Below are 23162 nucleotides of genomic sequence, written 5' to 3' on the forward strand. Positions count from 1 at the left end.
TGCGCGCTTGCGGCGGTCGCGTTCGTCCTTGGGTGGTCGGTTCGTCAGCGCGAGGAACGTGAACGACAGGATGAACGCGGCCAGCGCGATGATGACCGCCTGCGCACTCGCGACGCCGTACTCGTTGAACGCGAACGCGTTCGTGTAGGCGGCGTAGTTCGGCGTGTACTCGGTGTCGATCGCCGGGGCGACGGTCGACAGGATCTGCGGCTCCGCGAAGAGCTGCAGGGTGCCGATGATCGAGAACACCGTCGTGAGCACCAGGGCCGGTGCGATGAGCGGGATCTGGATCCGCCACGCGACCTGGAACGCGTTCGCGCCGTCGACCTTGGCGGCCTCGTAGACCTCGCCGGGGATGGACTTCAGCTGCGCCACGATGATGAGCATGTTGTAGCCGGTGTAGGTCCACGTGACGATGTTCGCGATCGACCACAGCACACTGTTGGCTCCGAGGAAGTCCGGCTGCAGCCCCATCGACTGCAGCAGCGACACGATCGGCGACAGGCCGGGCACGTACAGGAACGACCACAGGATCGTGGCGATGACGCCCGGGACGCCGTAGGGCATGAAGTAGATCGCCCGGAAGAAGCCCGGCCAGCGGGCGCTCGCCGACTCGAGCAGCAGCGCGAGGATCGTGCAGGCGATGATCATCACCGGGACCTGGACGATGCCGAACAGCAGCATGCGGCCGATCGAGGCGACGAACCCGCTGTCCTGCAGGGCGATCGCGTAGTTGTCGAACCCGGCGAACCGGCCGACCACACCGTCCTCACCGAACAGGCCCTCACGGTCGACGGTGGTGAACGACTGGAACAGGGCGCTGATGATCGGGATGACGAACGTCAGCAGGAACAGGGCAAGGAACGGGGCGAGCAGGATCCACGGGGCACGCTTCTGCGCGCTCGTGGCCTTCGTGCTCGTGCGGAACGCGGGCGTCCCGCCGGCCGGTCGGCCGGTGGACCGTGGGGTGGTGGTCTGCTGGGTCATCGTGCCGTCCTGACGCTGAGGCCCTTGTCCTTGAAGGACTGGACGATCTCCCGCTGTGCGAGCTCCACGGCGTCACTGAGCTTCAGGCCCGAGGTGAGCTTGCGGCGGAACTGGTTCTGCAGGCTGGTGAAGGCCGACTGGGTCACCGGGGACCACGACCAGTCGATGTTCTGTTCCTTCGAGGCCGGCACGAAGACGTCCTCGTTGTAGTTCTGGCCGGAGAACCACTTCGACGGCTTCTCGCGCTGCGCCCCGATGTAGTCGACGGCGGGCGACCAGCCGATGCCGCAGTGCTTGATCATCGCGTCGATCCCCTCCTTCGAGGTGGTCATCCACGTGATGAACTCGAGCGCCTCCTTCGGGTGCTTCGCGTTCGCCAGCACCGCGGCCGTCGAACCGCCGATGGCGCTCGAGCCGAAGCCGTCGGCGCCCCACTTCTGCATCGGGGCGACCTTCCACTTGCCCTCGCCGCCCTGCACCGACTCGATCAGGGCGTCACCCCAGCTCGCGCTCGTGACCGCGGCGATCTTGCCGCTCGCGGCCGCGGCGTACCACCCGGGGGAGTACGCACCGGCACTGGTGTCGACGAGCTCGTCGTCGATGACCCCGTCGAAGAAGTCCGCGACCATCAGGGTCTTGTCGTCGGTCATGTCGACGACCCACTCGTCGCCGTCGACCTTGAACCAGCGCGCGCCGGCCTGCTGTGCGTACGCGGCGAACGGCGACGCGTCGGCGACCGGGAACACCTCGAGGTAGTTCTGCTTCCCGGTGCTCCGGACCTTGTCGGCCAGGTCACGCCACTCGTCCCACGTCGTCGGGGGTTCGCCGCCGGCCTGCTCGAGGATCGCGGTCTGGTAGTAGAACCCCATCGGGCCGGTGTCCTGCGGGATGCCGTAGATGCCGTCGACGAACGACACCTGCGCCCACGCGGCCTCGTCGTACTTCGACTCGAAGTCCTTCGCGCCGTACCGGGCCAGGTCGACCAGGCCGTTCGCGAGCATGAACTCGGGGATCTGCCGGAGCTCGACCTGCCCGATGTCCGGGCCCCCGCCAGCCGCGAGCGCGGAGTACATCTTCTGGTACCCGCCGCTGTTGCCGCCGGGGATCCAGTTCGCCGACACCTGGATGTCCGGATGTGTCCTGTTCCAGACGTCGCAGACCTTCTGCAGGTCCTTGAGCCAGGCCCAGTAGGTGAGCTGGACGGTCTCACCCGAGGCCGCGGCGGGCACGAGGGCCGCCTTGTTGACGTTGGTCGAGCCCGGGACCGCACAGCCGGCGAGGAGTCCCGCCGCCGCGGTGCCGAGGCCGAAGCCCAACAGGTGTCGTCTCGTGATGGGTCGTGGTCGTGGCGCCATTGCCGCACTCCGTTCGTCGTTGATCGGGGTTGTCGACACCCAATCACAGAACCGAACGCCGTTGTGGTTTCGTGACCGTACCGACACTGCGCGTTCCCTGCGCACCTTGGAACGGCCCCAGGCCCGGGCGCGGACCGTGGGGTCACAGAGCAGACACCGACGCCCCGGACGGCGAAGGCCGCCGGTGGCACGACCGGGAGGAGAAGCGATGACCGAACGCGGGAACACCACCCATCGCCCCGAACTCGACGAGCAGCTCGCGCACGAGGCGCAGAGCATCGTCCAGGGGCACGGCAGCAACGCCCACGTCGAGGAGTTCCGGCAGTCCGAGCCGGTCCCCGACGACACCGACAGCCCGGAGACCCTCGCCGCGTCGGGCTACGACGGCGAGCTCGAGGGCGAGCTGCAGGACGACACCACCGACGTGCTCCCCGAGGACGACGCCGACCGGGCCGACCCGTTGCCCACCGGCGACGGCGACGGAGCCGACGCGACCGTGTACCGCACCGAGACCGGGGAGGGCAGCACCGATGGCTCTGACGCAGAATGACGCCCCGCACCTGCAGTCCGGGATCGCCGAACGCCTGAAGCGCGGGGGCACGTGGACGTGGGCCTACGTCGACGCGTCCGGTGACCGTGAGGACCCGCAGCACCTCGCCGCCCTGCAGCGCCGGAAGGCCGAGGACGTGCTGCGGTCGGCCGGGGCGGACGCCGAGGTCATCGACACGGTGATGGCCGAGCTCGAGGAGACACCCGGTGTGCCGGCACCCGTCAGCCGGTACGTGCTCGTGCACGACGGCGAACTCGTGCTCAGCGAGGTCCTGCCCGGGGCGATGCACGCCCCGACGTCGATCGGCCACGACCCCGTGCCCGACCTGCTGCCGCTCCTGGCGCACCGGCCGCTCGACCTGCCGTTCCTGATCGTCGAGGTCGGTCGCGAAGGTGGTGGCTACCGCGCCTACCGCCTGGGCCACGCCGACGTGCCGGACCGTCGCGACGAGCAGCGCGTGCAGGGCCGCACCGACACGCTCCACAAGTTCCAGGGCGGCGGCTGGTCGCACCTGCGGTGGCAGCACCACACCGAGGAGATCTGGCGCGACAACCAGAACGAGGTCGCCACGTCCGTCGACGAGGCCTTCCGGCGGCTGCAGCCGAAGCTCATCGTGGTCGCAGGGGACATCCGCGCACGGGGGCTCCTGCTCGACCAGTTGTCCACCGAGGCGCGCGCCGTCGTCTCCGAGGTCCCGGTCGACACCCGGGCTTCGGATGCGTCGGAGACCGCGCTCGTCGAGCACGTCGACATCGCGCTCGCCCGGGTCATCGCGACCCGCCGGCACGACTTCGAGGACCTGCTCCGCACCCACGTCGGCCGCGGGGACAACCAGACGGTCACCGGCCTCGGGTCCGTCGTCGAGGCGCTGCAGCAGGCGCAGGCCTCGGTCGTCGCGATCGACGCCGCCGCGATCGGCGACCGCACCCTGCTCGCGCTGGGAGCGGTGCCGTGGATCGCCACGGCACCCGAGCAGGCGGCGGGCGCACCGGTCATCGGACCGGTCCCGGCCGTGTGCGCGATCGTCCGGGCGGTCGCCCTCACCGACGCGGAGCTGCTGCTCGTGAACGCCGCGTCGCTCCCGAACGGCGCGCCCGCCGCGGCGTTGCTGCGGTGGCCGGTGGGACCGGCGGTGCCGGCCGCCTGAGCGGTGACCGGACGACGGACGGGAGGCCCGGTGCCGGCTGGTACCGGGCCTCCCGTCCGTCTCGGCGCGATCCTGCGGGCCGCCACGACGGCCGCGTATAGCGTCCCGGCCATGACCGACGACCGCCGACGTGAACTCGGCACCAGTGACGCACCCGTGGAGGACGAACTCGCGGAGTCCTTCGACGCGACCATCGAGGAGGGCGCGGAGCGGCTGCAACGGACGACCCGGGCCGTCCTCGTCACGGGGTTCTTCGGCGGCCTCGAGGTCGGTCTCGGGGTGATGGCGTACCTCGCGGTGCTCACCGAGACCGACAGCCACCTGCTCGCCGGGCTGGCCTTCGGCATCGGGTTCATCGCGCTGCACCTGGCGCACAGCGAACTCTTCACCGAGAACTTCCTGATGCCGGTCGCGGCCGTGGTCGCCCGCGAGGGGACCGTGCTGCAGCTCGTGCGACTGTGGGGCGGCACCCTCGTGGCGAACCTGGCCGGGGGATGGGTGTTCATGTGGCTCGTCGTCCAGGCGTTCCCGCAGTGGCACGCCACGCTCTCGGAGTCGGCGCACCACTACGTCGACGCGCCGTTCGGACTGCAGAGCATCGTGCTGGCGGTCCTGGGCGGCAGCACCATCACCCTGATGACGCGGATGCAGCAGGGCACCGACTCGGACCCCGCGAAGCTCGTCGCCGCCGTCGCCGGAGGCTTCCTGCTCGCCGGGCTGCAGCTCTTCCACTCGATCCTCGACTCGCTGCTCGTCTTCGGGGCGATCCAGTCGGGCGCGGACATCACCTCCGGGCAGTGGCTCGGCTGGTTCGGGTACACGCTGCTGTTCAACGTCCTCGGTGGGCTGGTGCTCGTGACGGCCCTGCGCCTGCTCCGGACGAAGGAGCTCATGCAGGACCGCCGCCGGGAATCCCAGGACGACCCCGAGCGTGCGGACCACGAACAGGGGTGACGGGCGCGACGGGCGGAGCGGACCGACGGGGCCGTTCGCAGTCAGTCGTGCGGACGGTCAGTCGTGCGAACGGTCGCGTCGGGGCACCAGCGGGACCGCGAGCAGCGGGAGCACCGCCACGATGCCGAACGACGCCGCGAACCCGAGCGCACCGACCAGCGCCCCGATGCCCGGACCCACGGCGCTCGCCGCGATGAACTGCCCGGTGTTCTGCGCCCCGAGCGCCCGGCCGGACCAGAACGGCCCCGCCGCCTCGGCGACCGACGTGTACGCCAGCCCGTTGTCGGCGACCGTCACGCTCGTCGCGAGCACCAGGAACACCGCGGCCCCGGCCAGGTGCGTCGCATCGACGACCGCGAGCACCGCCATCACCACCGCGGCGCTCACCGCGACGATGCGCAGGGGGCCGACGCGCGATCCGGCCCGGTCGCTCCAGCCACCGACCAGGATCCGGCCGATCGCCCCGACGAACTGCGCGGCGCCGACGAGCAGCCCGGCCGCCGGTGTCGACCAGCCGAGGCCGACGAGCCAGACGAGCCCGTACGTCGACAGGGTGAACTGCGGCACCACGAGGAGGACCGACACCGCGTGCACCCGCCACAGGAAGCCGCTCGAGCGGTAGGGGTTCGCGGTCGCCGTCGTCGCCACCGTGGTCCGGGCAGGGCGTGGCGGGTCGGTGATCCCGATCGCGCAGCAGACGGCGAGCACCGCGCACAGCACGATCGGCAGGACCAGGGCCGCGCGGATCCCGGAGCCCTCGGCGAGCTGCGGCACCGTGACCGCCGCGAGTGTCACGCCGAGCGGCTGCGACATCTGCCGGATGCCCATCGCGAGCCCCCGGCGCTCCTTCGGGAACCACCCCACCACGACCCGACCGCTCGCGGCGTTCGTCGAGGCGCTCGTCATGCCGCCGGCCAGGAACGCCAACCCGAGCAGCACCGGGTCGCCCGCAGCGAGCCAGGCGCCGACAACCGCCAGCGTGGTGAGTACGAGTCCGCCGGCGATGACGACGCGCTCGCCGAACCGGTCGGTGATCGCACCCCAGGCGATGAGCGTCAGGACCATGCCGAAGGTCGGGGCGGCGGCGAGCAGCCCGGCGGCCGGCAGGGACGTGCCGCTACTGAGCAGGTGGGGGATGAGGAGCGCCGGCGCGGACACGACGAGTGTCCCCGCCGCCTGGGCCGCGACCCCGAGGGCGAGCATCGTCCAGGCGCGGGCGGAGACCGGCGGCGTCGTGGTGGATCGCTGCGGGGCGTCGGTCGTGGGCATGGGTCGTCTCGGCCGTTCGTCGTCGTTCCATCGCGGAACGGATTGGTATACCAGAACGGTATACCATTCTCGCCGTCGCGCCGCTAGGCTTGTCCGCCGTGACCGACACGACCGACGCCGCGCCCGTGTCGCAGACGGCCCAGCTCTACGACAACCTGCGCGCGGCCATCCTGACCCTCGACATCGCACCGGGGGAGCGCATCTCGGAGCGGGGGCTCGAGGCACGGTTCCACGCCTCGCGCACACCGGTCCGCGCCGCACTGTCGCGGCTCGAGCGCGAGGGACTCATCCTGCACGAGGGTCGTTCGTGGACGGTCACCCCGATCGACCTCGACGAGATCGCCTCGCTCGCCGAGCTCCGCGGCATCCTCGAGCCCGCTGCCGTCCGGTTGGCCGTCCAGCGTGCCACCCCCGAACAGCTGGCCGAGGTCCGCGGGCACCTCGACGCGCTCCAGCCCACCCCCGACCAGCAGGCCGGCATCCGCATGGGGTCGACGTTCCACCTGGACCTCGCCGCGCTCGGTGGCAACCGGTTCGTCACCGACGCCATCGCCGACGCCCTGACGCGGCTCGAGCGCACGCGCTGGATCGAGGTCCGCACGCCCGAGGCGCGCGACGCCGCCTGGGACGAGCACAGCGCCATCATCGACGCCGTGCGCGACGGCGACGCGGACCGCGCAGCGGACCTCGTCGCCGCCCACGTCGCCGGCACGAACGACCGGCTCCTCAGCTGGATCGCGCAGGAGCGCCGACGCCTGCGCGGGGCAGGCATGACGATCGTGGGCGCGACCGAGCGCTGAGTGCGCGCGGACGTGAGCGGTCTGCGGGCGCCTGCCCGGGCCTCCTGGCCGTGTCCGGGGGGAGGCCGGGCGCGAGCCGCTAGCGCAGGTCCGTCGTCTCCTGCGGTGCGTCGAGGTCGTCGAACGTGCGGATCGAATCCGTGCGTTCGAGCAGCGCGTCGCGCACCTCGGCCTCGTCGTGGCTCGCGCGGAGTGCGAGCTTGCTCCCGGAACGTGTCGACTGTGACATGTCGTGTCCTTCCCCTGTGCGTGGGCAACCTGATCGGTGCGGGCACGCGGCCCGCTGGTGCGCTTCCTCACGGGACGTACTGAGGTCGGAACAGTGTCGCGCGACCCCCGCTGTCCCGCAAGCGTTTCCGGCACCGTGTGGAGAACTCCCGGCACACGGCATGCCTAGGATGGTCCGGCCGCACAGCGCGAGGCGCGGCACCAGCGGACGTCGAAGGGGAGGCACGGGTTGGCCGACCAGCGCACCGCACCTCCCACGGTCTACGACGTCGCCTCTGCGGCCGGCGTCTCCATCGCCACCGTCTCGCGCGTGCTCCGCACGCCCGACGCCGTCCGCGAGGGCACCCGGGACCGCGTGCAGGCGGCGATCCGGAGCCTCGGCTACGTCCCGTCCGGCAACGCCCGTGCCCTCGCCGGCAAGCGCACCGGCGTCGTCGGACTGCTGCTGCCCGGGTTCGACGTGGCACCCGACGAGCGGCCGGACCTGGTCACCGACGGCGGCGTCCGCGTGGTCGACGACCGGCGCCACGTGACGCAGCCGTTCTCGTCCAACCTGTACTTCGACGAGGTCCTGCGCGGTGCCGAGACCGAGGCCTGGCAGCGGGGGCTCGCGCTCATGGTCGCCGCCGGGCGGGGCTCGTCGCGCGACGTCATCGTGAACGACGTCGCCGGCCGGGTCGACGGGCTCGCCGTGCTGGCGCAGACCGTGCCCGACGACCTGCTCGAGCACGTCGCCCGCCGCATCCCCGTCGTGGTGCTCGCCGACGACCGGCGCTCGCACGGGTTCGACTCGGTGAGCGTGGACAACGCCGCGGGCATGCGGACCCTGGCGTCGCACGTCATCGGGCGCCTGGGGATCCGGTCCCTCGCGTACGTGGCGGGGCCGATCGACTCGCCCGACGACATGGAGCGCTCGGCGGGGTTCCGCGCGGCGCTGGCCGACCACGGCGTGCCGGCCTCGGCGGTGCGCACCGTGCACGGCGACTTCGGGCGGGCCCGGGCGCGGGAGCTCGCGGTGTCGCTGCTGGCCGACGACGTCCCGCGCGCCGTGGTCTGCTCGAACGACCAGTCTGCGCTCGGGGTGCTCGACGCCGCCGCTGCCCGGGGGCTCCGGGTGCCCGAGGACCTCGTCGTGACCGGGTTCGACGGCATCGACGCCGGTCGGTTCTCGTCGCCGCGCCTGACGACGGTGCACCAGCCGATGGGGGCGCTCGGGCGTGCCGCCGTCCTGGCGATCGTCGACCGGCTCGAACGTCGCGAGGGGCCGCCGCGCGCCGTGCGCCTGCCCGTCGAGGTGCTGCTGCGCGAGAGCTGCCCGCCCGCGCTGTAGGCGTGCGTGCCGTCGCGAGGCCGCACCGTGCGGCCTTCCGCATCCCGTGTGACCTTCCGCGCCCCGTGCGAGTCCGTAGCAGCGCACAGAGCGGGCAACCTCGCACCAGTCGGCGCACCTCGCACCGTGCCGCCCCGCGAAACAACCCCCGCAGTTGCACGCCACGATGTAAGCGCATACATTGAGCACGTACCGAATCGACATGGAGGTCGACCGAGCAATGACGCTTCCCCCACAGCGCACGCGCGGCACGCGTGACCCAGGCCCCCGCCGCCGAGGCCGCCTCGTCGCGGCCATCGCCGGCCTCGCCGCAGTGGCCCTCGTGGCCACCGGCTGCAGCATCCAGGTCCGATCCGAACCCGATCCCACCATCGGCAAGGACACGATGCTCATCAACGCGGACCGCGGCAACCCGCTGTTCGACCGCAACTTCAACCCGTACATCGCGAACGCCCGCACGGCCTCCAAGTGGATGTACGAGCCCCTCATCGAGGTGAACCCCCTCGACGGCAAGCGCAACCCGTGGCTCGCCAGCGCGTGGAGCCAGCCCGACGCGAAGACGATCGACATGACGATCCGCTCGGGTGTCGAGTGGTCCGACGGGTCGCCGTTCAGCGCGAAGGACGTCGTCTTCACCTTCGACCTGCTCAAGAAGTTCCCCGCCATGGACGTCAAGGGCGCCTGGCAGCACATCAAGAGCATCGAGCAGGACGGCGACCACGTCGTCTTCCACCTCAAGAGCGAGGACGTCCCGAGCCTGACGATCATCGGGCAGACGTACATCCTCGGTGAGGACCACTGGGGCGGCGTGAAGGACCCGACGACCTGGCGCGACCCGAACCCGGTCGGCACCGGGCCGTTCGTCCTCGGCAACTACACCGACCAGCAGTACTCGATGAACAAGAACCCGAAGTACTGGCAGGCCGACAAGATCGCCATCAAGCACCTCATCCTGCCGGCGACGAACACGCAGCTCGACACCGTCACCCGCGGCTACGACTGGGCGTACTCGTTCATCTCCGACGTCAAGGGCACCTGGGGCGCCGCGTCGAAGACGAACGAGTGGTGGTTCCCGGCCGGCGGTGTGATCGGCCTCATCCCGAACCTCACGAAGGCGCCGTACAACGACGTCAACGTCCGCCGGGGCATCTCGCTCGCGCTGGACCGTGACGCCATCGCCGAGACCGCGTCCGAGGGCAACCTGTCGGCGGCGGGCCAGACCGGCCTGATCCTGCCGAACCAGGAGCGCTACCTCAACCCGGACATCCCCGACAAGGGCATGATCACGCAGGACACGAAGGCGGCGCTCGCCAGCCTCGAGAAGTCCGGCTACACCGTGCAGGGTGGCAAGGTCGTCAAGGACGGCAAGCAGCTCGCCATCACGATCATGACCGCGAACGGCTACTCCGACTGGCTCCGCGCCGCGCAGGAGGTCCGCCGCGAACTGACGGCCATCGGCATCAAGGTGACGATCCAGGCGCCGCAGCCCGCCGGGTACCAGCAGAACATCAACAACGGCACGTTCGACATGGCGATGGGCGGCATGGGCAACGGTGACGTCTACCAGGCGTTCAACTCCCTGCTCAGCAGCGAGTTCTACCAGCCCGTCGGCAAGTCGACGGTCAACAACTACGAGCGGTACAAGAACGCCGACACCCAGAAGCTCCTCGACGAGTACAAGGCGACGACGGACACCGCGAAGCAGCAGGAGATCCTCGACCAGCTGCAGCAGACCGTCTACGACGAGCTCCCCGTCATCGGCATGTACTACGGCGGGCTCTGGGGCCTGTTCAACACCGGCAAGTTCGTCGGCTGGCCGAGCGCGAAGGACCCCTACATGGCACCGCAGAACTACGACTCGGCACCGCTGCTCATCTTCACGAAGCTCCGGCTCCGCGACAGCGCCGCCGGCAAGCAGATCCTGCAGGAGCAGGACGCCGCGGAGCAGGAGGACCAGAAGTGAAGTACATCCTCCAGAAACTCGTCCTCTTCGTCCTGACCCTCTGGGCCGCGGTCACGCTGAACTTCGTGCTCCCGCGCCTGATGCCCGGCAGCCCGGCCGACGCCGCACTCGCGAAGCTCAGCCAGAACGGTCCGGTCACCGACGCCACCAAGAAGGCGATCGAGGCCCAGCTCGGGGTGCCGACCGGCAACCTCTGGGACCAGTACGTCAGCTACCTGCACCAGGTCATCACCCTCGACTTCGGCACGAGCTACACGTTCTACCCGCAGCCCGTCGGTGACCTCGTGTCGAAGGCCCTGCCCTACACGCTGATCCTCGTCGGGGTCGTCACGATCCTGGCGTTCGTCCTCGGCACCCTGATCGGTGTCGCGGCGGCGTGGAAGCGCGGCACCTGGCTCGACTCACTGCCCACCCTGTCGGGCAGCTTCATGTCGACGTTCCCGTACTTCTGGACCGCCCTGCTGCTGCTGTTCTTCCTCGGTTACGTGCTGCACTGGTTCCCGACCACGGGCGCCTACTCGGCCACGACGACGCCGGGCCTGAACGGTGCCTTCTTCGGCGACGCACTGCAGCACGCGGTGCTGCCGGCGGTCACGATCCTGGTGACGAGCCTCGGCGGCTGGATCATCGGCATGCGCAACGCGATGATCAACACCCTCGGTGACGACTACGTGACCTTCGCCGAGGCCAACGGCCTCCGCGGACGCACCGTCGCCATCCGCTACGCGGCCCGCAACGCGATCCTGCCGAACCTGACCGGCTTCGGTCTGGCGCTCGGTGGTGTGGTCGGCGGTTCCGTCCTGGTCGAGCAGGTCTTCGGCTACCCGGGCATCGGCTACCTGCTGTTCAACGCCGTCATCGGGCAGGACTACCCGCTCATGCAGGCCCTCTTCCTGATGATCACCGTGTCGGTGCTCATCGCCAACTTCATCGTGGACGTCATGTACGGCGTCCTGGACCCGAGGACGCGTCGATGACCAACACCACCACCCCGGACGCCACAGTCGCAGTCCGCACGCAAGAAGAAGCAGCCCAGGCGCCGTCCAAGTGGCGCGCCGCCGCCCGCCAGTTCGGCGTCGTCTGGTCGAACAAGAAGGCCCGGATCGGCATCATCATCCTCGGCGTCTTCGTGTTCGTCGCGATCTTCGCCCCGCTCCTGGCCCCGTACGGCGCCAGCCAGAACGGCTTCGCCCGGTCCGCCGACGCGACGCCCGACCACTGGATGGGCACCACCGCCGCCGGCGAGGACGTCCTGTCCCAGATCATCTACGGCGCCCGCATCTCGGTCATGGTCGGCGCGGTCGCGGGCATCCTGTCCACGCTCGTCGCCGTCGCGATCGGCCTCAGCTGGGGCTACGTCCGCGGCTGGATCGCCGAGGTCATCGGGTTCATCGTGAACCTGTTCCTCGTCATCCCGGGCCTGCCCCTGATGATCGTCATCGCCGCCTACCTGCAGAACGGCGGCATCGCGGTGATCATCGCGGTCATCGTCGTGACCGGTTGGGCGTGGGGCGCTCGCGTGCTCCGCTCGCAGACGCAGTCGCTGCGCGGTCGGGACTTCGTCACCGCCGCCCAGTTCTCCGGTGAGGGCGCGACCCGCATCGTGTTCCGCGAGATCCTGCCGAACATGACGAGCCTCATCGTCGGCAGCTTCTTCGGGGCCGCCACCAGCGCCATCCTCGCCGAGGCGGGCCTCGAGTTCCTCGGACTCGGCGACTCGTCGATCGTCAGCTGGGGCACGATCCTGTACTGGGCGCAGAACTCGAACGCGCTCCTCACCGGGCAGTGGATCCTGCTCTTCGCGCCGGGTCTCTGCATCGCGCTGCTCGCGATGAGCCTCACCCTGATCAACTTCGGCGTCGACGCCGTGTCCAACCCGCGGCTGCGCGACGGCGCACGGCCCCGTAAGGAGAAGCGCGCATGAGCGGCTTGCCAGAAACGCACCCGGCAGACGGCCTGGAGGCGCCCACCGGCGCCGCCACGGGCCTCCAGTCCGACGCCCGTCACGACCAGGGCGACGCCTCCGTCCTGCTCGACGTCCGCGACCTGTCGGTCGTCTACGAATCGGCCGGCCAGACGGCCGTCCAAGCCGTCGACCACGTGTCGTTCCAGCTCAAGAAGGGCGAGTTCGTCGGCCTGGTCGGCGAGTCCGGTTCCGGCAAGTCGACGCTCGGCTACGCGCTGACCCGGCTGCAGAAGCCGCCGGCGCGCACGAACGGCGGCAGCATCGTCTTCGCGGGCAAGGACATCCGCGACCTCGACGACGAAGCCCTGCGCCAGCAGCGGCAGGGCGGCTTCGCCATGGTGCTGCAGTCCGGCATGAACGCGCTCAACCCGGTGCGCACCATCCGGAACCACTTCATCGACGTCTTCAAGGCGCACGGCCACGTGTCGCGCGACCGCTGGGACGCCCGGATGAAGGAGCTCATCGAGAAGGTGAAGCTGCCGACGTCGATGCTCGCCCGGTTCCCCGGGGAGCTCTCCGGCGGCATGCGGCAGCGCGTCTCCATCGCCCTGGCACTCTCGCTCGAGCCGCAGCTCATGGTGTTCGACGAGCCGACGACGGCGCTCGACGTCCTCGTGCAGCACGCCGTGATGGACACCATCATCGAGCTGCAGCGCACCGAGGGCTTCACCGCGATCCTGATCAGCCACGACCTCGGCATCGTCCTCGAGGCCACCGAGCGCGTCCTCGTCATGCACGAGGGCCGGATCGTCGAGGACGGCGGCTCCCGCGAGATCCTCCGCGACCCGCAGGACGAGTACACGCAGATGCTCCTGTCGCACTACGCCGACCCCCGCGCCGAGGTGGTGTCGCTGCCGGGCTTCCCGGACCGCTCGCTCCGTGCCGAGGCCGGCGAGAAGCGGCAGGAGACGACCTCGTCGTTCAGCACCGTCGGGTCCCGCGAGCGCAGTGCCGCCCGCAACCCGATCGTCGTCGACCACATCGTGAAGACCTACCCGGCTCCCCGACGCGGTGAGCAGCCGGTGCAGGCCGTGCGCGACGTGTCGTTCACCCTCGAGCCCGGGCAGTCGCTCGCCCTGGTCGGCCAGTCCGGTTCGGGCAAGTCGACCATCGCGAAGCTGCTCACCGGCGTCGAGAAGCCGACCACCGGCACGGTCCGGTTCGGGGACCTCGACGTCGCCCGCCTCGGCAAGCGCGGCCTGCGGGACCTCCGCTCCGAGGTCCAGATGGTGTTCCAGGACCCGTACTCGGCGCTCAACCCGCTGCACACGGTCGAGTACACGCTGTCCCGGCCGATCGCGAACTACACCGGGCTCACCGGCCGCGATGCCCGGCGCCGGGTGCTCGAGCTGCTCGAGACGGTCGGGCTCACCCCCGTCGAGCAGTTCGCGCAGAAGCTCCCGCACCAGCTCTCCGGCGGGCAGCGGCAGCGCGTGGTGATCGCCCGGGCGCTCGCGAGCGACCCGCAGGTGATCATCGCCGACGAGCCGGTCTCGATGCTCGACGTGACGCTGCGCGCCGGTGTGCTCGCACTGCTCGAGGACCTCCGCGAGCAGTGGGGCGTCTCGCTCCTCTACATCACGCACGACCTGCTGAGTGCGCGGCTCATCACGGACGACATCATGGTGCTCCACGAGGGCGCCGTGGTCGAGCGGGGTCACACGGCCCAGGTGCTGCAGGACCCGCAGGACCCGTACACGATCGCCCTCCTCGACGCTGTTCCCAACCCGCGGAGGACCCTGCGCGCATGACGAACCTGCACGACTTCCCGACGGTCCCGCCCTTCGGACACCTGCCCACCCCGGACGGCGTCGACGTCGTCGGGATCGACGTCCCGGTCGGGCGGCTCACGGCCTACCGGATCGTGCCCGAGGGCGTGTCGAAGGGCACCGTGCTGATCGTCCCCGGGTACACCGGCTCGAAGGAGGACTGGCGGACCTTCCTGCCCGTCCTCCGCGACGCCGGGTGGACCGCGGTCGCGATCAGCCGGCGTGGTCAGGCCGACTCGGCAGCACCGACCGAACCCCGTGACTACTCCCTCGACGAAGAAGCCGCCGACGTCGTCCGGGTCGCGCGCCTGCTCGACGACGGTGCCCCCGTGCACCTGGTCGGGCACTCGCTCGGCGGGGTGATCGTCCGGGCCGCCGCGCTCCAGGACCCGACGGCGTTCCGCGACGTCGTGCAGTTCTGCTCCGGGCCGCACGGGTGGCCGTACCGCAAGGTCGCCGAGCTGACGATCCTGCACGACACCGGCGGGAACCTCCGGCAGCTGTTCGACTCGACGAACCCGCTCTGGGCGTACCGGCCCGACGAGGAGCTGCCCGACGACGTCCGGATGGTGCGCGACCGCTTCGACGCGACGAGCCCGCTCAGCGTCGTCGCCGGTGGTCACATCCTCGAGGACCACACCGACGCCTCCGACGCCCTGCGCGCCACCGGCCTGCCGGTCCTCGTCGCCCACGGCGAGTGGGACAACGCCTGGCCGATCCCGTGGCAGCGGGCGATGGCCGAGCAGACCGGCGCCGAGTACGTCGTCATTCCCGCGAGCTACCACGGCCCCCAGGTCGAGAACCCGCTCGGGACGGTCGCCGTCTTCGACGCATTCCTGAGCCAGCACTGACTCGAACAAGCACTGAAAGGCACCATCATCTCCACGCTGCAGTTCCCCGACGGCTTCCTCTGGGGTGCCGCCACCGCCGCCCACCAGATCGAGGGCAACAACGTCAACAGCAACTGGTGGGTGCACGAGCACGAGCCGGACACCACCATCGTCGAGCCCTCGGGCGACGCGGCGGACAGCTACCACCGGTACCGCGAGGACATCCGCATCGCGGCCGAGCTCGGGCTGAACTCCTACCGGTTCAGCATCGAGTGGGCCCGCATCGAGCCCGAGCGCGGGTTCGTCAGCCGTGCCGAGGTCGACCACTACCGCCGCATGGTCGACGCCTGCCACGAGTTCGGCATCGAGCCGATCGTCACCCTCATGCACTTCACGGTGCCGCGCTGGTTCGAACGCGACGGCTTCTGGCGGGCACCCGACGCCGCCGACCTGTTCGCCCGCTACACCGAGGCCGCGCTCCCCGTGGTGCAGGACGGCGTCCGCTACGTCTGCACGATCAACGAGCCGAACATCGCGGCGATGCTCGCCGGCGGCGAGGACGCGGCCAACCTGGTGGCCTTCGGTCTGCCGAACCCGGACCTGGGGGTCGCCGACGCCCTGCTGGCCAGCCACAAGCGGTCGCGCGAGGTCCTGTCACAGGTGTCGGGCCTCCAATCGGGGTGGACCATCGCGACCCAGGCCTTCAAGTCGTCCGGCGAGCCCGGGGCGGACGCCATGCTCCGCGAGTACGGGTACCCGCGCGACGACTGGTACCTCGAGCAGGCCGCCGGCGACGACTTCCTGGGCGTGCAGGCCTACACCCGCACGTTCATCGGTCCGGACGGGCCCCTGCCAGTGACGGACGACGTCGAGACGACCCTCACCGGCTGGGAGTTCTACCCCGAGGCCTCGGCCGACGGGCTCCGCAGCGCGTGGGAGCTCTCCGGCGGCGTCCCGCTGATGATCACCGAGAACGGCATCGCCACCGCCGACGACTCCCGCCGGCAGGCGTACACGCAGGGCGCCCTCGAGGGCATCCACCGCTGCATCGAGGACGGCATCGAGGTCCTGGGCTACCAGCACTGGTCGCTCCTGGACAACTACGAGTGGGCCTCCGGCTTCCGCCCGACGTTCGGGTTGGTCGCGTGGGACCGCGAGACCTTCGAGCGCACGCCGAAGGACTCCGCCCGCTGGTACGGGCGGGTCGCGCAGGCGAACGCCCTCGAGTCGGTCACCGTCTAGGACGGTCGACCCCGCAGGCGCGCGGCGGACGGGAGGCCCTGCTCCCGTCCGCCGCGCTTCGTCACGTCCGGCACGGGTCGGCCCACGGGCCGTGGTGCGGACAGCGCTCAGGCGGCGGCGAGCAGGTCGGCGACGGCCGTCTCGCGGAGCAGTTCCGCCCTGTCCGCGGCGCTCGAGCCCTCGTCGTCGACGGCGTCCCGGTCGACGTCGAGCGACAGCACGACCCGGACCGTGTCGAGGTCGCCGGAGTCGACGGCCGCGATCAGCAGCGTCGCGCCCCGTGACCCGCGCGCCCTGGTGTCCGCACCCGCGGTGGCGAGCGCACGCACGATCGCGGCGTGCCCACCCCACGCAGCGCGGACGATCGGGGTGTTGCCGTCGCCGTCACGGGCCTCCAGGTCGGCACCCGCTCCGACCAGCACGTCGACCGCCCGTCGCGCGTCGCGGTCGATCGCCAGCGTCAGCGGCGTCCGCCCCTCGGTGTCCTCCAGCTGCAGGGTCGCGCCGCGGCGCAGGAGTTCCTCGAGCATCTCGGGGTGGTCGAACCACGCGGCGGCGTGCAGCGGGGCGAAGCCCCAGCGGGGGTCGACGTCGTCGACGTCGCTCGCGTCGTCGGCCAGGTGCAGTCCGCCGAGGTCGCCGTAGGCCGCTGCCCGCACCACCTCGGTCGTCCACTCGACCCAGCCGTCCGGCACCGGGCCGTGCCAGCCGCGTGCCGGGCGCGCCTCGAGGTCGGCGTACACGCTCTCGGCGACGCTCCGGATCGCCACCCGGACGCCCCGGAACCGGATCGCGACCTCGCCGACGGGGGAGATCAGCAGGCGGAGTTCCCAGGCGTCGTGCTCGTTCAGGTACTCGAGTTCGCCCCGGGCGACGTGGGCGTCACCGGCGAGCAGTGCTGCGGGATCGACACCCGGCGGGTCGATGACGGCGTCCCGGAGCCGGAGCGACACCCTGGCGTGGTTCCAGCGGCGCCACAGGCCGCTCGGGGTGTCGAGGACCTCGTCGTTGCGCACCACGATGTCGGCGTGCACGACGACCGGGTCGGGCACACCGTGTCCCGGCAGGTCGACGGGGGTCGTCACGTCGTCCTCGTCGGCGTCCGGGTCGACGACGGCGTCGGCGGACTCCACGACCCAGCGTTCGATCCTCGAGTCGGTCCACTTGACGGTCAGGAGCGCGGCGACCGTGGGTGGGGCGTCCTCGAGCAACCGGGTCACGTGTTCGCGCTGGCCGTCGAAGTCCTCGAGGGAGACGTAGCCAACGGAGGGCCAGTTCACTCGACTCCATCGCACGGGACGACACTACCGGCGTCCGGCGGCGGGGCTGCGGTGAGAACCCATCGCACTCGCGATCATCACACTTGATATGTCGTACCGGTATATCGTATGGTGATGCGGCAGCGGAGGTCCCGCCGCGCCTGATCCGGAAGCGCACCCATGACCCCCAGTCCCACCCTCCCGACGGCGTTCATCGCCCCGGCAGCCGTCGTGTCGCCCTCGGCGGCCGTCGCTCCCGGGGTCCGCATCTGGGACGACTCCCACGTCGAGGCGCACGCGTCCGTCGGCAGCGAGACCCTCGTCGGCCGCGGCGTCACGATCGGCGCCGGCGTCCAGATCGGTGCACGCTGCAAGATCCAGAACGGCGCCCTCGTCTACGGACCGGCGGTCGTCGGCGACGGAGTCTTCATCGGCCCCGGTGCCGTCCTCACCAACGACAACACGCCGCGGGCGATCAACCCGGACGGCTCCGTGCAGGACGCCGACGACTGGAGGCCCACGGCCGTCGTCGTCGAGCACGGCGCGTCGATCGGCGCCGGGGCGCTCTGCGTCGCCCCCATCCGCATCGGCCGGTGGGCGATGGTCGCGGCCGGCGCCGTCGTCGTCCACGACGTCCCGGACCACGCGCTCGTCGCCGGGTCCCCGCCCGCCGCATCGGCTGGGTGAGCCGGACCGGCCGACGGCTGGCGCAGGTCGACGACCGAACGCTGGTCTGCACCGAGACCGGCGACCGCTTCCTCCACTCCGAGACCACCGACACGATCGAGGCGATCCGTTGACCACCACACTCGAACTCATCCCCGCGGCGAAGCCCCTCATCGGCCTCGAGGAACGCCGCGCCGTCGATGCCGTCCTCGAGGGGGGTGGTCTTGCGCAGGGCCCCGAGGTCGCCGCCTTCGAGCGCGAGTTCGGCGACGTCCTCGTCGCCGGAGCCTCGGTCACCGCGGTCAACAGCGGCACCGCTGCACTGCACCTGGCGCTCGTCGCGCTCGGCATCGGTCCTGGTGACGAGGTCATCGTCCCCTCGTTCACCTTCGCGGCCACGGCGAACGCGGTCCGACTCGTCGGCGCCGAGCCGGTGTTCGTCGACATCGATCCCCTGACCTACTGCGTGGACCCGGCGGCTGTCCGGGCCGCCGTCACCCCGGCGACCCGCGCGGTCATGCCGGTGCACCTCTACGGGCACCCGGCCGACATGACCGCGATCGCCCGGATCGCCGAGGAGCACGACCTGCTCGTCGTCGAGGACGCTGCGCAGGCGCACGGTGCCCGGTGGGCCGGCACGCGCGTCGGCAGCTCGTCCGACGCCGCGGCGTTCAGCCTCTACCCCACCAAGAACATGACCGCGGGCGAAGGGGGCATGGTCTCGACCCGCGACGCCGCGGTGGACCGCATGCTCCGGCTGCTGCGGAACCAGGGCATGGAGCAGCGCTACGCGAACGAGGTCATCGGCTTCAACGCGCGGATGACCGACATCCACGCCGCGATCGGGCGTGTGCAGCTCCGCAAGGTGCTCGGGTGGACCGCACAGCGGCAGGCGAACGCGGCCTACTTCAGCCGTGAACTCGACGGGGTGGTGACACCGACGACCGACCCCCGAGCCGAGCACGTCTTCCACCAGTACGTCGTGCGGGTGCCGTCCGACCGCGACGGCTTCGCGGCCGCACTGCGCTCCGAGTTCGGCATCGGGACCGGGGTCTACTACCCGACGCCCGTCCACCGCCTCCCGTCGTTCGCACACGACCTCGACCTGCCCGAGACCGAGCGTGCCGCGTCCGAGGTCCTCGCGCTCCCCGTCTACCCGACCCTGACGCTCTCGCAGCTCGACCGCGTCGTCGAGGCCGTCAACACCCTCGCCGGGGCCGGACGATGAGCGGCGTGCTGCGGGCCGGGGTCATCGGCCTCGGGATGATGGGGCGGCACCACGCCCGGGTCCTCCGGTCGCTCGAGGGGGTCGAGCTCATCGGCGTCGCCGATGCCCTCGGTGACCCGCACGACGTCGCCCAGGGCGTGCCGGTCGTCCGGTCCGTCGGTGAGCTCGTCGCACTCGGCCTCGACACCGCGGTCGTCGCGGTCCCCACGGCGCACCACGAAACCGTCGGTCTGGAACTCGCCGCGGCGGGGGTGCACGCCCTGATCGAGAAGCCCGTCGCGGTCGACGGTCCGGCTGCCGCGCGCCTCGTGGCCGCCTTCGACCGCGCCGGACTCGTCGGCGCGGTGGGCCACATCGAGCGCTACAACCCGGCGTTGCAGGCGCTGCGACAGCGGCTCGACGCCGGTGAGCTTGGCGACGTGTACCAGATCGTCACGCGTCGCCAGGGGCCCTTCCCCGCACGGATCGCCGACGTCGGTGTGGTGAAGGACCTCGCCACGCATGACATCGATTCGACTTCGTGGATCGCCCGGTCACCGTTCGTCCACGTCGGAGCGCTCGCGGGCACCAAGAGCGGGCGTCCCCACGAGGACCTCGTCACCGTCACCGGACGCCTGGCCGACGGCACCCTGACCTCGCACCTCGTGAACTGGCTCACCCCGTACAAGGAGCGCCTGTTGGTCGTCACCGGTGACCGCGGCACGTTCGTCGCCGACACCCTGACCGCCGACCTGACCTTCCACGAGAACGGCACCGTCCAGACCGAGTGGGACCAGGTCGCCGCGTTCCGGGGTGTGTCCGAGGGGGCCAGCACCCGGTTCGCCATCACCAAGCGCGAGCCGCTCCTGGTCGAGCACGAGGCGTTCCGCGACGCCGTGCTCGGGCGGCCGTCGGACATCGTCACCCTCCGCGACGGCCTCCGGACGGTGCTCGTCGCCGAGGCCGTCCTCGAGTCCTCGCGGATCCAGCAGACCGTGCAGCTCGGCACGGACGCCGAAGGAGCAGCAGCATGAACGTCGTCGTCGTCGGTCTCGGCAAGATCGGGCTCCCGCTGGCCGTCCAGTACGCACGATCCGGTGCACACGTCACCGGCCTCGACGTCGCGAGCGGGGTGGTCGACGCCGTGAACGCTGCGACCGAGCCATTCCCCGGCGAGCACGGGCTCGCCGACGGCCTGCGTGAGGTCGTCCCCGCGGGGCTGCTCCGCGCGACCACGGACGCCGCGGCAGCGATCCCCGACGCCGACGTCGTCGTGGTCGTCGTGCCGCTCTTCGTCGATGCTGACGGCATCCCCGACTTCGGCTGGATGGACGCCGCCACCGACACGATCGGCGACCACCTGCGACCCGGCACCCTGGTCGCGTACGAGACGACGCTGCCGGTCGGGACGACCCGTGGCCGCTGGGCGCCCCGGCTCGAGGCCCGCTCCGGACTCGTCGAGGGGCAGGACTTCCATGTCGTCTTCTCGCCGGAGCGGGTCCTGACCGGCCGGGTGTTCGCCGACCTCCGGCGCTACCCGAAGCTCGTCGGTGGTCTCTCCGACCAGGGCTCGGCGCGCGGCCGGGCCTTCTACGAAGCGGTGCTGCAGTTCGACGAGCGCGACGACCTCGGTCGTCCGAACGGCGTCTGGGACCTCCGTACCGCCGAGGCCGCCGAGCTCGCGAAGCTCGCCGAGACCACCTACCGCGACGTCAACATCGCGCTGGCGAACGAGTTCGCCCGGTTCGCCGAACGGCAGTCCATCGACATCGCCGCGGTCATCGACGCCTGCAACTCCCAGCCGTACAGCCACATCCACCGCCCCGGGATCGCGGTCGGCGGTCACTGCATCCCGGTGTACCCGAGGCTGTACCTCTGGAACGACCCGGAGGCCACGGTCGTCCGTGCCGCACGTGCCAGGAACGCCGCGATGCCGGCCCACGCGGTCGACCTCCTCGAGCGCCTGCACGGGGACCTGCGGGGGCAGCGGGTCGTGGTCCTCGGTGCCGCCTACCGTGGCGGCGTGAAGGAGACCGCCTTCTCCGGAGTGTTCGGCACGGTCGACGCACTCCTGGCGCACGGCGCGCTCGTGACGGTCTCCGACCCGCTCTACTCCGACGACGAACTCCGCCGTCTCGGCTTCGAGCCCCACACCGACGGCGAGCCCGTCGACGCCGCGGTCGTGCAGGCCGACCACGCCGAGTACGCGACGTGGGACGAGTCCCGGGTCCCCGGCGTCCGCACGGTCGTCGACGGCCGACGGGTCCTCGACGTCGAACGGTGGGCGTCCACCACGGTGACCGCGATCGGTGCTCCGCCCGTGGTCCCCGTGGCCTGACACCGTGCGGTCCTCGCCCCGACGGCGCCTCCCGGCGATCGCGACGATCCTCGTCGGCACGGTCCTCGGGCAGGGGCTCGTCGTGGCGATCTCGCCGCTGCTGACGCGGCTGTACACCCCGGCGGACTTCGGTACGCTCGCGGTCGTCACGGCGGTCGCGAGCATCCTCGGAGCCGGTGCGACGCTCGGCACCGACCGTGCGCTGGTCGTCGCACACGACCGGGCGACGAGCAGCGCGCTGGTCGCACTCGGTCTGCTCTCGACGCTGGTCGTCGGCGTCGGCACCGCCGGGGTCGCTTGGGTCCTCCGCGGACACGCGGCACGGTGGTTCACCGCACCGGCCCTCGAAGACCTGTGGTGGACCGTCCCCGTGACGGTCGTCGCGGTGGGGGCGCAACGAATCGCCTCCGCCGTGCTCGCGCGGCGGCAGCAGCACCGGTCCATCGCCGTGCGCAACGCCTGCCAGGGCATCGGCCAGTCCGTCTGGAACCTGGCGATGGCCGCGGCCGGTCCGGTCGGGCTGGTGGGTGGCCTGGCGGTCGGCCGGATCGCGGCCGTGCTCGGGATGGTTCGGTTCCGGCGGGGTGACGGCGGGCGGATCACCCCTCGGTCGCTCTCGGCCGCCGCCCGTCACCACCGGCGGTTCCTCGTCATCACGCCGTGGTCCTCGATGCTGAACGTCGTCGGCCAGCAGGCTCCGGGTCTGCTCATCGCGGCGCTGCACGGCAGCGTCGCCGCGGGCTTCGTCGCCCTCACGATGCGGGTGCTCGGTGCGCCCGTCGGCATGGTCGCCGACGCGACCGCGCAGTACGCCGCCGGGGCGTTCGGACTCCGCATCCGCTCGGCCGATCCGGTCCGCGGGCTGCTGGTCCGCCTCGTCGTGCGGTTGGCGCTCGCCGGGGCGGTGGCCGCGGTGGTGGTGGTGCTCCTCGGCCCGGCGGTGTTCTCGACGGTGTTCGGCCCGGAGTGGGCCGTCTCGGGGACGTACGCACAGGTGCTCGTCCCGGCCTTCGCGATCCAGGTCGCGGTGTCGCCGGTCACGCAGGTGCTGTCGATGCTGCAGCGGCAGGGAGCACAACTGGCCTGGGACGGAGCACGGCTCGCGCTGTCCGCTTCGGCAGTGCTCGTGCCGTCGCTGCTCGGTGCGCCGATGCCCGTCGTGCTCCTGTCGCTCGCCTCGGCGATGGCGATCTCGTACGCGGCGGTGCTCCTCATGGTCCTCCGGGCCGCCCGGATCCACGACCGTGGCGCAAGCGGTCGACGGACTACCAGACGCCGACGAAAATATGACATGTAGATAAC

The 23162-nt window shown here is 71.2% G+C and carries 20 protein-coding genes and 1 pseudogene; 16 read left to right on the forward strand and 5 right to left on the reverse strand.

Going from position 1 to position 23162, the window contains the following annotated elements; genetic code table 11:
• Window positions 1-27: 27 nt before the first annotated feature.
• Window positions 28-987 (reverse strand): annotated as a pseudogene (locus DEJ05_RS10885) (carbohydrate ABC transporter permease); the annotation flags it as partial.
• Complete coding sequence (locus DEJ05_RS10890; RefSeq protein ID WP_111029697.1) at window positions 984-2342, reverse strand: extracellular solute-binding protein; 1359 nt, start codon at window positions 2340-2342, stop codon at window positions 984-986. The gene DEJ05_RS10890 and the pseudogene DEJ05_RS10885, both read right to left, overlap by 4 nt.
• Before the next feature lie 208 nt (window positions 2343-2550).
• Between DEJ05_RS10890 and DEJ05_RS10895 the strand changes: the two genes are divergently transcribed.
• From DEJ05_RS10895 to DEJ05_RS10905, 3 genes are all read left to right on the forward strand, one after another.
• On the forward strand, window positions 2551-2892 hold the full coding sequence (locus tag DEJ05_RS10895; RefSeq protein ID WP_111029698.1) for a hypothetical protein: 342 nt from the start codon (window positions 2551-2553) through the stop codon (window positions 2890-2892).
• Complete coding sequence (locus DEJ05_RS10900; RefSeq protein WP_111088482.1) at window positions 2873-4039, forward strand: Vms1/Ankzf1 family peptidyl-tRNA hydrolase; 1167 nt, start codon at window positions 2873-2875, stop codon at window positions 4037-4039. The genes DEJ05_RS10895 and DEJ05_RS10900 overlap by 20 nt, the downstream gene beginning before the upstream one ends.
• 111 nt (window positions 4040-4150) lie before the next feature.
• Complete coding sequence (locus tag DEJ05_RS10905; RefSeq protein ID WP_111110421.1) at window positions 4151-4993, forward strand: formate/nitrite transporter family protein; 843 nt, start codon at window positions 4151-4153, stop codon at window positions 4991-4993.
• A gap of 57 nt (window positions 4994-5050) precedes the next feature.
• Here the strand turns inward: DEJ05_RS10905 and DEJ05_RS10910 are convergent, their stop codons facing one another.
• Complete coding sequence (locus DEJ05_RS10910) at window positions 5051-6262, reverse strand: MFS transporter (RefSeq protein WP_111110422.1); 1212 nt, start codon at window positions 6260-6262, stop codon at window positions 5051-5053.
• A gap of 98 nt (window positions 6263-6360) precedes the next feature.
• Between DEJ05_RS10910 and DEJ05_RS10915 the strand changes: the two genes are divergently transcribed.
• On the forward strand, window positions 6361-7062 hold the full coding sequence (locus tag DEJ05_RS10915) for a GntR family transcriptional regulator (protein WP_239001395.1): 702 nt from the start codon (window positions 6361-6363) through the stop codon (window positions 7060-7062).
• A 79-nt stretch (window positions 7063-7141) separates the two neighbouring features.
• Here the strand turns inward: DEJ05_RS10915 and DEJ05_RS18110 are convergent, their stop codons facing one another.
• Window positions 7142-7291 (reverse strand): hypothetical protein, encoded by a 150-nt coding sequence (locus DEJ05_RS18110; protein WP_155896754.1) that lies wholly within the window; start codon window positions 7289-7291, stop codon window positions 7142-7144.
• Window positions 7292-7519: 228 nt separating this feature from the next.
• Here DEJ05_RS18110 and DEJ05_RS10920 point away from each other — a divergent pair, with 228 nt between their 5' ends.
• The 7 genes from DEJ05_RS10920 to DEJ05_RS10950 all read left to right on the forward strand — a co-directional run bounded on the left by DEJ05_RS10920 (window position 7520) and on the right by DEJ05_RS10950 (window position 16390).
• Window positions 7520-8620 (forward strand): LacI family DNA-binding transcriptional regulator, encoded by a 1101-nt coding sequence (locus DEJ05_RS10920; RefSeq protein WP_111110423.1) that lies wholly within the window; start codon window positions 7520-7522, stop codon window positions 8618-8620.
• A 220-nt stretch (window positions 8621-8840) separates the two neighbouring features.
• The gene (locus DEJ05_RS10925) at window positions 8841-10583 is read left to right on the forward strand and encodes an ABC transporter substrate-binding protein (RefSeq protein WP_258376136.1); all 1743 of its coding nucleotides are present in this window, start codon (window positions 8841-8843) and stop codon (window positions 10581-10583) included.
• Entirely contained in the window at window positions 10580-11560 is a 981-nt protein-coding gene (locus DEJ05_RS10930; protein WP_017886395.1) for an ABC transporter permease, read from the forward strand. The genes DEJ05_RS10925 and DEJ05_RS10930 overlap by 4 nt, the downstream gene beginning before the upstream one ends.
• Complete coding sequence (locus DEJ05_RS10935) at window positions 11557-12507, forward strand: ABC transporter permease (RefSeq protein WP_111022713.1); 951 nt, start codon at window positions 11557-11559, stop codon at window positions 12505-12507. Before DEJ05_RS10930 ends, DEJ05_RS10935 begins: the two co-directional genes overlap by 4 nt.
• The gene (locus tag DEJ05_RS10940; RefSeq protein ID WP_111053883.1) at window positions 12504-14300 is read left to right on the forward strand and encodes an ABC transporter ATP-binding protein; all 1797 of its coding nucleotides are present in this window, start codon (window positions 12504-12506) and stop codon (window positions 14298-14300) included. The genes DEJ05_RS10935 and DEJ05_RS10940 overlap by 4 nt, the downstream gene beginning before the upstream one ends.
• Complete coding sequence (locus DEJ05_RS10945) at window positions 14297-15169, forward strand: alpha/beta fold hydrolase (RefSeq protein ID WP_111088474.1); 873 nt, start codon at window positions 14297-14299, stop codon at window positions 15167-15169. The genes DEJ05_RS10940 and DEJ05_RS10945 overlap by 4 nt, the downstream gene beginning before the upstream one ends.
• A gap of 24 nt (window positions 15170-15193) precedes the next feature.
• Window positions 15194-16390 (forward strand): glycoside hydrolase family 1 protein, encoded by a 1197-nt coding sequence (locus DEJ05_RS10950; protein ID WP_111029706.1) that lies wholly within the window; start codon window positions 15194-15196, stop codon window positions 16388-16390.
• A gap of 107 nt (window positions 16391-16497) precedes the next feature.
• Here the strand turns inward: DEJ05_RS10950 and DEJ05_RS10955 are convergent, their stop codons facing one another.
• A complete protein-coding gene (locus tag DEJ05_RS10955; RefSeq protein ID WP_146245079.1) occupies window positions 16498-17685 on the reverse strand; it encodes an ankyrin repeat domain-containing protein in 1188 nt (395 codons plus the stop codon).
• Window positions 17686-17829: 144 nt separating this feature from the next.
• Here DEJ05_RS10955 and DEJ05_RS10960 point away from each other — a divergent pair, with 144 nt between their 5' ends.
• From DEJ05_RS10960 to DEJ05_RS10980, 5 genes are all read left to right on the forward strand, one after another.
• Window positions 17830-18336 (forward strand): acyltransferase, encoded by a 507-nt coding sequence (locus DEJ05_RS10960; protein ID WP_258376137.1) that lies wholly within the window; start codon window positions 17830-17832, stop codon window positions 18334-18336.
• Between the two features lie 109 nt (window positions 18337-18445).
• Window positions 18446-19543, forward strand: coding sequence for a DegT/DnrJ/EryC1/StrS aminotransferase family protein (locus DEJ05_RS10965; protein ID WP_111110425.1), 1098 nt, complete (start codon window positions 18446-18448; stop codon window positions 19541-19543).
• Entirely contained in the window at window positions 19540-20556 is a 1017-nt protein-coding gene (locus tag DEJ05_RS10970) for a Gfo/Idh/MocA family protein (RefSeq protein WP_111029710.1), read from the forward strand. Before DEJ05_RS10965 ends, DEJ05_RS10970 begins: the two co-directional genes overlap by 4 nt.
• Entirely contained in the window at window positions 20553-21860 is a 1308-nt protein-coding gene (locus DEJ05_RS10975) for a nucleotide sugar dehydrogenase (protein WP_111029711.1), read from the forward strand. Before DEJ05_RS10970 ends, DEJ05_RS10975 begins: the two co-directional genes overlap by 4 nt.
• Before the next feature lie 4 nt (window positions 21861-21864).
• The gene (locus DEJ05_RS10980) at window positions 21865-23157 is read left to right on the forward strand and encodes a lipopolysaccharide biosynthesis protein (protein ID WP_181440707.1); all 1293 of its coding nucleotides are present in this window, start codon (window positions 21865-21867) and stop codon (window positions 23155-23157) included.
• Window positions 23158-23162: the final 5 nt, after the last annotated feature.

The organism is Curtobacterium sp. MCLR17_045, assembly GCF_003234405.1.
Taxonomy (GTDB): domain Bacteria; phylum Actinomycetota; class Actinomycetes; order Actinomycetales; family Microbacteriaceae; genus Curtobacterium; species Curtobacterium flaccumfaciens.